The organism is Bacillus sp. RO1 (assembly GCF_012524115.1).
GTDB lineage: Bacteria > Bacillota > Bacilli > Bacillales > Bacillaceae_I > Sutcliffiella_A.
Window position 1 is genome coordinate 1 of record NZ_JAAZWB010000056.1, and the last position, 11,934, is coordinate 11,934.

General features: G+C 42.1%; 14 protein-coding genes. 4 read left to right on the top strand and 10 right to left on the bottom strand.

The genetic code is table 11. The annotated features are described in order from the left end of the window. Positions 1–761: 761 nt before the first annotated feature. Together gndA and HC179_RS06965 are read right to left on the bottom strand one after the other, a co-directional pair. On the bottom strand, positions 762–2,171 hold the full coding sequence (gene gndA, locus HC179_RS06960) for an NADP-dependent phosphogluconate dehydrogenase (protein WP_168863681.1): 1,410 nt from the start codon (positions 2,169–2,171) through the stop codon (positions 762–764). A gap of 139 nt (positions 2,172–2,310) precedes the next feature. Then, positions 2,311–3,021: a DUF1836 domain-containing protein gene (locus HC179_RS06965; protein WP_168863682.1), complete on the bottom strand. Its 711-nt coding sequence runs from the start codon at positions 3,019–3,021 to the stop codon at positions 2,311–2,313. A 102-nt stretch (positions 3,022–3,123) separates the two neighbouring features. On the opposite strand from HC179_RS06965, the gene htpX reads away from it, so the two are divergent. Next, positions 3,124–4,002 carry a protease HtpX gene (htpX, locus tag HC179_RS06970; protein WP_168863683.1) on the top strand — a complete coding sequence of 293 codons (879 nt, stop codon included), beginning with the start codon at positions 3,124–3,126 and terminating at the stop codon, positions 4,000–4,002. Positions 4,003–4,128: 126 nt separating this feature from the next. On the opposite strand, the gene HC179_RS06975 is transcribed toward htpX, so the two are convergent. Continuing rightward, positions 4,129–4,386, bottom strand: coding sequence for a GlsB/YeaQ/YmgE family stress response membrane protein (locus tag HC179_RS06975; RefSeq protein ID WP_060665779.1), 258 nt, complete (start codon positions 4,384–4,386; stop codon positions 4,129–4,131). A gap of 159 nt (positions 4,387–4,545) precedes the next feature. On the opposite strand from HC179_RS06975, the gene HC179_RS06980 reads away from it, so the two are divergent. Together HC179_RS06980 and HC179_RS06985 are read left to right on the top strand one after the other, a co-directional pair. Further along, the gene (locus tag HC179_RS06980; protein WP_168863684.1) at positions 4,546–5,016 is read left to right on the top strand and encodes an SRPBCC family protein; all 471 of its coding nucleotides are present in this window, start codon (positions 4,546–4,548) and stop codon (positions 5,014–5,016) included. Positions 5,017–5,063: 47 nt separating this feature from the next. Beyond that, positions 5,064–5,639 (top strand): VanZ family protein, encoded by a 576-nt coding sequence (locus HC179_RS06985; protein WP_168863685.1) that lies wholly within the window; start codon positions 5,064–5,066, stop codon positions 5,637–5,639. Positions 5,640–5,912: 273 nt separating this feature from the next. Here the strand turns inward: HC179_RS06985 and HC179_RS21180 are convergent, their stop codons facing one another. The 5 genes from HC179_RS21180 to ccmA all read right to left on the bottom strand — a co-directional run bounded on the left by HC179_RS21180 (position 5,913) and on the right by ccmA (position 9,304). Then, positions 5,913–6,038, bottom strand: a complete 126-nt coding sequence (locus HC179_RS21180) for a hypothetical protein (RefSeq protein WP_277351310.1) — start codon at positions 6,036–6,038, stop codon at positions 5,913–5,915. A 76-nt stretch (positions 6,039–6,114) separates the two neighbouring features. Continuing rightward, positions 6,115–6,864 (bottom strand): oxygen-insensitive NADPH nitroreductase, encoded by a 750-nt coding sequence (gene nfsA / locus HC179_RS06990; protein WP_168863686.1) that lies wholly within the window; start codon positions 6,862–6,864, stop codon positions 6,115–6,117. Between the two features lie 59 nt (positions 6,865–6,923). After that, positions 6,924–7,550, bottom strand: a complete 627-nt coding sequence (locus tag HC179_RS06995) for a TetR/AcrR family transcriptional regulator (protein WP_168863687.1) — start codon at positions 7,548–7,550, stop codon at positions 6,924–6,926. 24 nt (positions 7,551–7,574) lie between these two features. Next, positions 7,575–8,582, bottom strand: coding sequence for an ABC transporter permease (locus HC179_RS07000; RefSeq protein WP_168863688.1), 1,008 nt, complete (start codon positions 8,580–8,582; stop codon positions 7,575–7,577). Beyond that, complete coding sequence (gene ccmA / locus HC179_RS07005) at positions 8,579–9,304, bottom strand: heme ABC exporter ATP-binding protein CcmA (protein WP_168863689.1); 726 nt, start codon at positions 9,302–9,304, stop codon at positions 8,579–8,581. The genes HC179_RS07000 and ccmA overlap by 4 nt, the downstream gene beginning before the upstream one ends. A 189-nt stretch (positions 9,305–9,493) precedes the next feature. Between ccmA and HC179_RS07010 the strand changes: the two genes are divergently transcribed. After that, positions 9,494–10,819, top strand: a complete 1,326-nt coding sequence (locus tag HC179_RS07010; protein ID WP_168863690.1) for a TIGR00366 family protein — start codon at positions 9,494–9,496, stop codon at positions 10,817–10,819. 40 nt (positions 10,820–10,859) lie between these two features. Here HC179_RS07010 and HC179_RS07015 read toward each other — a convergent pair whose 3' ends face one another. Next, positions 10,860–11,390, bottom strand: coding sequence for a hypothetical protein (locus HC179_RS07015; protein ID WP_168863691.1), 531 nt, complete (start codon positions 11,388–11,390; stop codon positions 10,860–10,862). 1 nt (position 11,391) lies between these two features. Then, on the bottom strand, positions 11,392–11,865 hold the full coding sequence (locus HC179_RS07020) for a hypothetical protein (RefSeq protein WP_168863692.1): 474 nt from the start codon (positions 11,863–11,865) through the stop codon (positions 11,392–11,394). Positions 11,866–11,934 lie beyond the last annotated feature (69 nt).

Genomic DNA, 11,934 nt, shown 5'->3' on the forward strand with positions numbered 1-11,934 from the left:
TTAGAGAGTTGGGTTGTCTTCTACAGGCGTTGAGACGTATTGTGTGTTATCTTTTGGGCTTTTCTTCAGTTGCTTTGTGTCTTGAGTCGTGTTCTCTGTTTTCGTTTGGGATTTTTTTGTGCTGCTTCGGGCCTTGAGTCGACTTCTTTGTTACCTTGTGTGCTTTTGTGAGCTGGTTCGTGTCATGAGACGGTTTCTCTTTTACCGTTCGGGTTTCGTGAGCTGCTTCGGGCCTTGAGACAGCTTCTCTGTTACCGTTCGGGCTTTTCGTGAGCTGCTTCGGGCCTTGAGACAGCTTCTCTGTTACCGTTCGGGCTTTTTGTGAGCTGCTTCGGGCCTTGAGACGTGGTCTCTGTTACCGTTTGGGCTTTTGGTATGCTGCTTCGGGCCTTGAGACAGCTTCTCTGTTACCGTTCGGGCTTTTCGTGAGCTGCTTCGGGCCTTGAGACGGCTTCTCTGTTACCGTTTGGGCTTTTGGTATGCAGCTTCGGGCGTTGAGACAGCTTCTCTGTTACCGTTTGGGTTTTTGGTATGCTGCTTCGGGCCTTGAGACGGCTTCTCTGTTACCGTTTGGGATTTTCGTGTTGGTAATGGTAGGAGACTTGCCTATCACGATAAGCCCCAGCTTCTATTTCAAGCAACCAAAAGTCAGATATCAACCAAGTCACCACTTTGATAAACCAACTGCCACCACAAAAAAAACCAATCCACAGCCCCCGCATCTAACGGGAACCATAGATTGGTCCGATTTCATCTAAAGCTTACTTCATCCACTCTGTATGGAAAATTCCTTCCTTGTCCACACGTTGGTAAGTGTGAGCGCCGAAGTAGTCACGCTGCGCTTGGATCAGGTTTGCAGGCAACGTCTCAGAACGGTAGCTATCATAGTATGCTAACGCGCTTGAGAAGGATGGTACAGGTACACCGTGCTGAATCGCAACGCCAAGGATTTCACGAAGGCCGCCTTGGTAGCTTTCCACGATTTCTTTGAAGTATGGGTCAAGCAATAGGTTTGCAAGGCCAGCTTCACGGTCGTATGCTTCTTTAATTTTTTGTAAGAATTGGGCACGGATGATGCAGCCGCCGCGGAAGATCATCGCGATCTCGCCGTATTTAAGGTCCCAGCCGTACTCTTCAGATGCTGCACGCAATTGTGCAAATCCTTGAGCGTAAGAGCAGATTTTGCTCATGTAAAGTGCTTTGCGCACGCTCTCGATGAATGCTTCTTTGTCACCAGTAAAAGGGACTGCTTCTGGTCCACGAAGGATGCCGCTTGCTTTCACGCGCTCTTCTTTCATCGCAGAGATGAAGCGTGCGAATACGGATTCTGTGATGATTGGAAGTGGAACGCCCAAGTCTAGTGCGCTCTTACTTGTCCATTTTCCAGTACCTTTTTGTCCAGCAGTATCAAGAATAACATCTACAAGCGGTTTGCCTGTTTTTTCGTCCACTTTTGTAAAGATGTCTGCAGTGATTTCAATTAGATAGCTGTCCAATTCACCTTTGTTCCACTCTGCAAACACTTCGTGGAGCTCTTGTGCGGATAAGCCAAGAACATTTTTCAGTAAGTAGTATGCTTCACTGATTAATTGCATGTCGCCGTACTCAATGCCGTTATGCACCATTTTCACATAATGGCCGGCACCGTCTGGACCGATGTATGTGCAACAAGCGTCGCCTTCTACTTTTGCAGAGATACTTTTCAAAATATCTTCTACTAGTTCGTATGCTTCCTTCTGTCCGCCAGGCATGATGGAAGGACCTTTCAATGCTCCCTCTTCCCCACCTGATACGCCTGTACCGATGAAGTTCAAGCCAAGCTCGCCAAGTTCCTTGTTCCGACGGATTGTATCTGTGTAAAGGGTATTTCCTCCATCAATTAGGATGTCACCCTTATCAAGATAAGGTTTTAAGGAATCGATTGTTGCATCTGTCGGTCCGCCTGCTTTTACCATTAGTAAAATTTTGCGTGGGGACTCTAGAGATTGAACAAATTCTTCGATGCTGTATGTACCTTTGAAATTTCTTCCTTCTGTTTCTTGAAGGAATTCTTCTGTCTTTTCCGGGGAACGGTTGAATACAGAAACGGAATAACCTCTGCTTTCAATGTTCATTGCAAGGTTTTTTCCCATAACCGCTAAACCGATTACGCCGATTTGTTGCTTTGCCATAATATAAAAACTTCCCTTCTTCAAGGTAATTTAATTCGCGATAGTCCGCATTGAAAATACCATACTAAGCCTAGTCAAATCAAGCTTTAAACCTATTATAACCTAACTTCCACCAGTGAAGCGTTTACATGCAATAAACTTATTCTTTTCCGTTTTCCCTCATCACATACCGTTGTGCCCACGCTTTCAAAAAATTAGTTCGAACAGCGAGCGTCGCCACCATCATGGCATCAAGAATCTTCTCTTTATCTTCTACAGGGAATCCTTCATCATTTTCCAAAAATTGTTCGATTTCTTGTTTGATATTGCCCTCCGTAAGCAGATTTGTCTTTTGCATCAATTGCTCATACAAACAAGCATAACCTTGATAAAACTTCAAAGGACTGATGATATCATCTTCTCGCTTAACAGGGTTATTGAATACAGATCCCAGGACCTTCCTTATAGCTTCAAAATCAAGGAGCACTTTAAGGTCTTTAACGATAAAAAGCAATACAGCTTGCTGAATGGAGTATTTTCTCCCAACTTGAGGACCTCCAATGTATTCTTTTATCTCGCGCTTCACCCAGTTCTTAAGTGCCGGTTCTGTGTAATGTGCGCTTTCTAATTGATTACCGAGCCAAACGATATCGGACATCGTTAAACCAACTTCCTCTTTTCCCTTTTTGGAAGAAAGATTTTGGAAACTTTTCGGCATGTCCTGCCCTTTTTCAACAGAAAGGGTTCCTTGTTCCATTTTTCTCAGAAACTCCGCCAAATACATTCTGGTCCACTCTTTCCCCATACCTAACACACCCTCTTCATCCGTCATTCCTGCATTTATAGTAAAATGGCCAGCCGGTTTCGTCAAATAATGTCAGACACTTTCGTTGAAAAGTTAGGCAATTCCATCTATAATAGAGACAAGAAAGATAGAGGTTCATAAGACCTCAAAACATTCAGGAGGAGAAACATGGCAAAACGTATATTCTTTTTTATCCTTACGAACGTACTTGTCTTAACGACGATTTCCATCATCTTTATGGTGACTGGTGCTGGAAATTATATTGAAGATGGTGGAATAAACTTCGGTTCACTTCTAATTTTTAGTGCCATCGTTGGTTTCACAGGTTCCTTCATTTCCCTATTGATGTCACGTTGGATGGCAAAGAAAATGATGAATGTGAAGGTCATCGATCCAGACGGTCCGATGAACTCACAAGAGCGTCAAATTGTTGAAATGGTTCACCGCATGTCCCGTGCAGCTGGCATTACGAAAATGCCGGAAGTTGGAATTTACTATTCTCCAGAGGTTAACGCATTTGCTACAGGTCCTTCCAAGAACCGTTCTTTAGTAGCTGTTTCTTCTGGTCTATTAGATGAAATGGACGAAGCAGCTGTTGAAGGTGTTATCGCCCATGAGGTTGCCCACATTGCCAATGGTGATATGGTAACGATGACTTTACTGCAAGGTGTTGTGAATACATTCGTTGTATTCTTGGCTCGTATCGCAGCTTTCATCGCGTCTCGTTTTGTAAAAGAAGAAATGGCACCAATCGTGCATTTTATTGCCATTATCGTGTTCCAAATCGTATTCTCGATTCTTGGAAGCATCGTCGTATTTGCCTTCTCCCGTTATCGTGAGTTCCACGCAGACCGTGGAGGCGCTGACCTTGCAGGTAAAGACAAAATGGTGCATGCATTGCGTTCCCTTCAGGCTTACACAAACCGTGTGACAGAAGAGAAGGATACTGCGATTGCATCTCTTAAGATCAACGGGAAGAGAAAGAGTTCTTTATTCTCTACTCACCCTGACTTAAATGAGCGTATCCGTCGTTTAGAAGCGAAATAATAAAAGAGGCAGCCGGATGGTTGCCTCTTTTTTATGTTTCCGTAAAGCAGTTGATCTCCGTTCCAAGCGCTTCGCTTTCCACTACGATCAACTAGTTTTTTTGTATCACCTTTTATTATCCTAATATTATGTTGCGCTTCTTAACCCTTTTGAAATCAATGTTAATAAGAATACAAAGATTGCGGCACCAATAATGGCTGGGACGATAGCAAAGTCAGCAATGACAGGTCCCCAAGTCCCGAATAATCCGTGGCCAATCCATGCTCCGACAAGACCTGCAAGCATAGCTCCCAAAATTCCGCCCGGCATCCCACCAGGTGCGATGGCACTTCCGATCATTCCGATAACGATTGCTATAATAAGTGTGATTAATAATCCTAACATAATGAATTCCTCCTCTAATTTTAAATTGTTCAGCTTGTTACTGTGTATATTTCCGTCCGAAGAGCTTTTTAAACTTCTTGCTTCAATTTCTCGCTAAACCTTCCTTTTTCTGTGCTATTATTAAATCATCAAAGATGGTTTATGAAAGGAGCAATTACCTTGCCAGATATCCAAGATTCCGTCATTATTTCCAAGCCCGTGGATGAGGTATTTTCATTTGCCGCCAATATGGACAACTCTACGAAAATAATGGAAAACGTTGTAGCTATCGAAAAATTGACAGACGGTCCGATACAGGTTGGTTCAAAGTTTAAAGAAACTCGTGAAATTCGCGGACGTCAAGCATCCTCTATTATTGTATTTATTGAATTCATACCGAATGAAAGATACGTGGTTCAGAGCGAAGCAAATGGACTGAAGGTTATATATCACTATGACTTCAAGCCAACAGTAGATGGTGGCACGAAGGTGCATTTTCAAGGGGACATTCACACTTCCGGCATCGTCATGAAGCTCACCAAGCCCATCATCCGAAAGATCTTAAAAAAAGAAGACGGGGACCATCTATCTCAATTGAAGAAGGTTTTAGAAGGAACTTCCGAGGGAGAAGAAACAACAATAAAAGACTAATCGGGCGGTGTAGCCCGATTTTTTCTTATAAGTGAGGTAGCCCTTTTTTGAAAAAAATACTGATTCCCATCCTATTGAGCATCGCCATTTTCACCATCTTCATTCCTATTACCAGCACTCTCACCACCTACCTGCATCCTGTTGTGTTGGTGGTACTCTTTTTTGGCTTACTAGTTGTTAACCTAGCCAACTATTTATTTCTAACGAAACAGCAAGTATGGATAAGAAAACCTTTTCTAATTGCCGCCTTTACTCTGTATACCCTTTCCCTGCTGGTTCTTCTATTTATGAGACCCAGCGAGCCTGCCTATGATAACAGTAATTTTGTTCCTTTTAAAACCATTTCCCTGTACCTTTCTGGTGATGCAGATTGGTTCGTTTCTTTCTATAATCTGGCTGCTAATGTAGGATTGTTTGTGCCCCTTGGCGTTTTACTGGCATTTTGGACTAGACGTTTTTTTATCAGAGGTTTCCTTCCTGTTGCACTAATTTCTTGCATTGAAATTACTCAATTGCTAACGAATAGGGGGAGCCTGGATATTGATGATTTGATTTTGAATATACTGGGGTTTTATATCGGGTATGCATTGATTCCTTTCGTGAGGAGGGTAGTAATAATTTAGTGAACCTTGTTGATGAAGGCGCATATACGCCCGCCTTGAAGAAGGGATAAGTGAGACCCCTGAAGCGTTGTGAGGTGGATTGCGGACAGCTAGTGGGCAAGCCAGAAGCCGTCTGGTTTGTAAATCAACATTAAAAAAACAGTCACCCTAGGGTAACTGCCAAAATGGAAGCAAGGTCTCAGATGCTTTGAACTATTTGCCCAATCTTGCCTTTACACTCTTCGTCATTGACTGATTCAATGAAATTCATTGTCACCAAGGTCTTTATTACCTTTATGAAGACCTCTCTTCTCCTTTTTTCTCGTTACTGAGGTCTTCATCACGTCCATGAAGACTTCTCTTCTCCCTTTTTCTCGTCACTGAGGTCTTCATCACGATGATTAAGAATTCATCTAACAATTATTCCCCACTTAAATTATCTCCCCAAAAAGGCAGCTCCATTAACCGTCACGAGGCTGCCTTTTAATACTAAAAGTTATTTTTTTGCAAATCCCTGTTTCTCCACAAACCCCTTCATGTGCATCCGCTTCGGCTCTTTTAGCATACCTGCCATTTGACTGGTCCATGTGTCTGAACGTTTTCCTTGCGTACGCTCATGATAATAGGCGGAAATCTCCTGGTTGTACCCTTCCAATTGCTCCTTGAAGACCTTGTCATCCTGCTGGTATACCTCTTCGTGATACACATTTTCCAAAGGTAAACGCGGCTTGACTCCGGTATCCTGAGCGGGATAGCCTACTGCGAGACCGAACAAAGGGATGGTGTTTTCCGGCATTTTCAAGAGCGCTGCCACTTCTTCGATATTCGTACGAAGTCCACCGATATAGCAGATGCCAAGACCCATGGACTCTGCAGCAATTGAAGCGTTCTGTGCGGCAAGCGTTGCATCAATGACTGCCACCATAAACTTTTCCGTACTCTCAATGGAAGAGGTGACATCTGTCCCTTCCATGTCACCAATTAATGCATGGCGGTGGAAGTCCGCGCAGAAAACGAAGAAATGCCCATTCTCCTCTACATATGATTGGTTTCCTGCAAGCTCTGCCAAGCGTTTTTTCTTAGCCTTATCTTTTACTCCAATAATGGAATAGGCTTGAACAAAGCTTGACGTGGAAGCTGCCTGCGAACTTTTTACAATCGTGTTTATCTGTTCGTCTGTTAGGGGTTTATCTTCAAATTTACGCACGGATCGGTGCGATAGTATTGTTTCAATTGTCTGATTCACGATGGTCCCTCCTGTGGTCTTTTTTTCATTGTACACATGGAGGTTATCCCTTTTCCACTTTAACCTCTTGGACCAGGATTCAAACCATCCATTAAAAAGGAAATGGCGGTTTCTAGTTCTTGATTAAAATCCTGTGACGGATCAAGGAATCGTTGAGTAAAAATCGTTCCAGCAATAGTCGATATGGTAAAGCGGATTATGGTATCAGGTGGGAGATTTTTCAATTCCCCTTTCTCTTGGAAATGTACCACGACTTTTGTAAAGTTTGGAAGGATGACTTCTCTGAAAAGGTTAAAATATGGCTTTTGAAACTCTTCATGAAACGCGACTTCCTGAATGAAGATTTTTAAAATCGAGAAATTCTGTTTAATAAATTCATAACGATTGTATGCCAGATTTCTAAGAAATTCCTCATAACTGTTATACTCTCCCTCTAATACTTCCTTGGAGAAAGATTTAACAAAATGCGGGGCGACAAACTTGGCAACCGTTGGAGAAACGATGGAAAGGAGTAATTCTTTTTTCGTTTTGTAATGTCTGAATATGGTCCCTTCTGCCACTCCAGCCTTTTTGGCTATCTCGTTGGTGGAAGTCGCAGCATACCCCTTTTCTGCAAAAGTTTCAATGGCTGCCTCTAGTATTTTACGATGTTTTTCACTCAATTTCTTTTCTTCTTGATTGTCCATGCCTGCTCCTTTCCGTATTTATCCTTACGTCGGACGATATTTTTTCAAAGCTTTTATGTTTAATAAGATAAATAAAAGAGAGAATCCGAATAACAGTAGAATATTACTGTAAATCTCTTCTATCCCTTTCCCTCTAATCATAATATCCTTCATCGCTTCTCCTGCATAGGTTAAAGGCATCACCAAGCTCACCTTTTGAAGCCAGGAAGGCATCGCTTCTATTGAGAACAGTCCGGAAAAAAACACTTGCGGAACGACGACTAATGGAATGAATTGAATCATCTGTAACTCATTTCGGGCAAATGCTGACAATAAGGTTCCCAGTGTCAACGCAGTGATGGCAACAGTAAAGGTAACAAAAAGAATGGATAGGATATTTCCTGCCATTTGGATATCAAGAATGTAGATGGTAAACAGGACAATGATGCTTGACTGAATAAGTGTAAATATTCCAAAACCCACTACATACCCTATCACAAGCTCCCATCTCTTAATAGGTGTAGCCATCAACCGCTCCAGCGTTCCAGTCGTCCGTTCCCGTAGGAAAGATACGCCCGCTATCAAAAAGACGAAAAAGAAGACGAAGAATACGATAAGAAATGGGCCTATATTATCAAACATCTCCATTGACTCCGATCCATATGCATACTCTATATCAAATGGAAGTTCTTTGTTTTCGTCAGGTTGGTTCATTTTTTGGAGCTTGAGCAAAATAGCTTTGTTGGTAGATGGATTACTTCCCTCTAACACTATTTTTTCCTGTGTAAGAAAAGCATCGATTTCTGACTCTTCTATTCTTTCCCATCCGTCCTCCTCACTATCTATTAAAGTAAATTGCAAATTTTCATCTTCAATAGCTTGTAGAGATTGCACCTCTCCCACCAGTCCTACATTCATGGTCGGTTCCTGATCGGTGAATACCACATTCATTAGAGCCAAAATGAGCATAGGTGCAAAAATCATTAACCCTAATGTTCTTTTATCTCGAAGAAATTGGCGTAAAATACGAATGATAACAGCCGTTATTCTCATACGGTGGCACCTCCTAAAAATAAAAATGCATCTTCCATGCTAGTTGTACCTGTCACTCTTTGCAGTTCTTCTGTACTTCCTACCGCCAGCAGATTCCCCTCCCTTATCATCGCGAGGCGATCACATCTTTGCGCTTCATCCATTACGTGCGTGGTAACAAGTACGGTAGTGCCAGCTTGGCTGAGTGCCTTTAATTCTTGCCAGATAGATTTCCTAAGCAAAGGATCAATACCTACTGTAGGTTCATCTAATATGAGAATTTCTGGATTGTGAAGAAGGGAAATCGCTAGAGAAAGTCTACGTTTCATCCCACCCGAGAATTGTTGCACAGGTTTATGGAGATGATCACTGAGATTCACCAGCTCCATAACTTCGCCAATTCGCTTTTTTCTATCGCTCCTATTTAATTTATACAGGGCTGAAAAAAATTGAAGGTTCTCCTGTGCAGTCAAATCTTGATACAGTGCATCTGATTGCGCCATATACCCGATTTTCTCTGAAAGTGACAAAGTCGGCATTTTTCGGGCAAGCACCTCAACCTCCCCTTTGTTAATGGGCTGTAGCCCAGCGATTGCTTTCACAAGCGTTGTTTTCCCTGCTCCTGAGGGACCAAGAAAACCGAAGATTTCCCCTTTGTTAATGGTTAAATCGATGTTTTTCAATACTTCTTGCCTACCAAATGAAATCGATAGATGAGATACTCTGCAAACTTGAGTTGTCATTGTTTTACCACTCCTTTAAAATGAGTGATTACTCACTTTTTTATTTAACATAATAGAAATACAACCTATATGTCAAGAAGATTTATAAAATGGACTGCCTTTAAAAAAGAAGGAATATATCTATTAGTAGAGAAATGTAAAAGAGGGATGGGATTAATTTTCGACAAAAAACTTATTGGGGGGATATGCGTGAAAGGTATTATTTCTTTTTTTAATCGTTTAATGCAGCGTTATTTACCGGATCCATTCTTGTTCGTTATTATCTTAACGCTTGTGGTGTTCGGGCTTGGACTTCTTTTTACTGACAGCAGTCCTGCTGATATGGTACAGCATTGGGGCGGTGGTTTTTGGGCTCTTCTCACATTTTCCATGCAGATGGTTCTGGTTCTGGTTACGGGGTATGTACTTGCAAGCAGCGCCATTTTTAAAAGGTTTCTTGGTGCCTTGGCATCTACCGCCAAATCTCCAGGAAGCGCGATTATTATCGTTACCGTTGTTTCCATCATAGCTAGCTGGATCAACTGGGGCTTCGGTCTTGTTATTGGAGCTCTATTTGCAAAGGAGCTAGCAAAGCGCGTTGAAAATGTAGATTACAGACTTTTAATTGCAAGCGCTTACAGCGGATTCCTTGTTTGGCATGGAGGATTCTCCGGCTCCATTCCGCTCACCATCGCAACAGAAGGACATTTTTCAGAAGATTTAATTGGGGTGATCTCCACAGATCAGACCATTTTCTCCCCATTTAACCTAATCATACTGGCTGTACTTTTTGTGACACTGCCATTGTTAAACCGATTGATGATGCCGACAAAAGATGAAACAGTGACCGTCGATCCGTCCCTTTTAGACGATGCATCAAGCCTGCAGGCCGCAACAGTCGAAAGATCGGAAATGACACCTGCTGAACGTCTGGAAAACAGTTGGATTCTATCTTTATCCGTATCAGTCATGGGGCTTATATTCCTTTTCTTCTATTTTGCAGATAATGGGTTTAAACTCAATCTAGATATTGTAAACTTTCTTTTCTTGTTCCTCGGAATTTTGTTTCACTGGCGTCCGAAGAACTTCCTTGAATCGGTGACAAATGCAGTAAAAGGAGCTAGCGGCATCATCATCCAGTTCCCGTTCTATGCTGGGATTATGGGAATGATGACCTTATCAGGTCTTGCGGCTGTCATGTCCGAAGCGTTCGTCAACATTTCCAATGAGCACACCTTCCATTTCTTCACGTTCCTTAGCGCCGGAATTGTGAATTTCTTTGTTCCTTCAGGAGGGGGACAATGGTCTGTTCAGGCACCAGTTATGTTAGAGGCTGCTCAGACAATGGGTGTTTCCGTCACAAGAACAGCACTTGCTGTAGCTTGGGGAGATGCGTGGACGAATATGATTCAGCCTTTCTGGGCGTTGCCCGCACTCGCTATCGCAGGGTTAAAGGCGAAGGACATCATGGGCTTTTGTGTGATCGTTCTGTTTGTCAGCGGCGCCATTATTTCCTTAGCTTTCCTGCTTCTTTAAAGACCGGGTATATGCCGGGCATAAAAATATCCTCTACACGTCACTGGTGTGGAGGGTATTTTTGTGGGATTTTTGTACTTTTCATGATGTACAAATAAAGGGCTAATGTAATGGTTTGAATGTAAAAATAGAAGGGATATGAAAAGATAAACACATACCCCTCTTTATAGTGAAACACACCAAAATATGTAGCGATCGCCTCCATAAACATTGCAATAATCGACCACATAACAATATAGAGCATATTAAAATAACCTTTTATCTTAAGGTAGCTGTGCAAATAGAAGAACAGGTAGCCAAAGGGGCCATACTGGATATAAGAGAGAAAGTCAAACAGCTCAAAATACGAACTGTCATTGACATCGTAAAAGTCAAAGGGCGGGATGCTAATGGTATGATCAAACACGATTCCGCTGTTGATCCCAATAATGAGAAACAGTAGGCTTAACGGTAACGGAAATCTTTTTGGCAAAAAGAAAATGATTGCATAACCGGCAAGCAAAGAAACGAGGATGAACCATTCATTAGAGTTAAAATAAAAGTCATAGTTAATAGTTGGAGTTGGTTTCATTTCAAGAGCTCACCATTCCTTCTCTTGCTAGTAATCGGCGGTAAAATGACGAAATTCCTAAAGCGAGCACGAGATAGCATGACGCCATCACAAATGAGATGAAAAATGACCACATATGATACTCAATGATGGAGAAATGGATTGCCAGGGCTTCGGTCAACAACGTGAAGATCACTGTGAATACCCCTCCTATTACTTTTATCCCCAACGATCTCATGAACACCCCATTGACGAAAATGAGCAAGATCAACGGGAAAATAATATTTCGCTGGAGCCAAAAACAAATGAACAAATGCGGCTCCTTGCTATATGTGATGAGACTTAAATTCATACTGATCATCGTCAGTATGCATTTATTGATAAAAAGGAAAAACAGAAATAGCATAAGGTTCTCTATAAAGAGAAGACGCTTCTTTTGGAAAAAGAAATAAGTTGCGATAAACCAGGTGAAGATAAGGTAAATTACCAATTCCATTGATGGCGCCTCCTTTTGGATTTTGTGAATCACAGGACCTTTTGCCTAGTAGAACAGCAAAAAAGAGAA

What these genes read in the sequence shown, in the direction of transcription:
- HC179_RS07015 (WP_168863691.1), bottom strand. Translation starts at nt 11,390, where the DNA reads ATGAAACCAACTCCAACTATTAACTATGACTTTTATTTTAACTCTAAT.
- gndA (WP_168863681.1), bottom strand. Translation starts at nt 2,171, where the DNA reads ATGGCAAAGCAACAAATCGGCGTAATCGGTTTAGCGGTTATGGGAAAA.
- HC179_RS06975 (WP_060665779.1), bottom strand. Translation starts at nt 4,386, where the DNA reads ATGTTAGGATTATTAATCACACTTATTATAGCAATCGTTATCGGAATG.
- ccmA (WP_168863689.1), bottom strand. Translation starts at nt 9,304, where the DNA reads ATGACAACTCAAGTTTGCAGAGTATCTCATCTATCGATTTCATTTGGT.
- HC179_RS06995 (WP_168863687.1), bottom strand. Translation starts at nt 7,550, where the DNA reads ATGGACAATCAAGAAGAAAAGAAATTGAGTGAAAAACATCGTAAAATA.
- HC179_RS07020 (WP_168863692.1), bottom strand. Translation starts at nt 11,865, where the DNA reads ATGGAATTGGTAATTTACCTTATCTTCACCTGGTTTATCGCAACTTAT.
- HC179_RS07000 (WP_168863688.1), bottom strand. Translation starts at nt 8,582, where the DNA reads ATGAGAATAACGGCTGTTATCATTCGTATTTTACGCCAATTTCTTCGA.
- htpX (WP_168863683.1), top strand. Translation starts at nt 3,124, where the DNA reads ATGGCAAAACGTATATTCTTTTTTATCCTTACGAACGTACTTGTCTTA.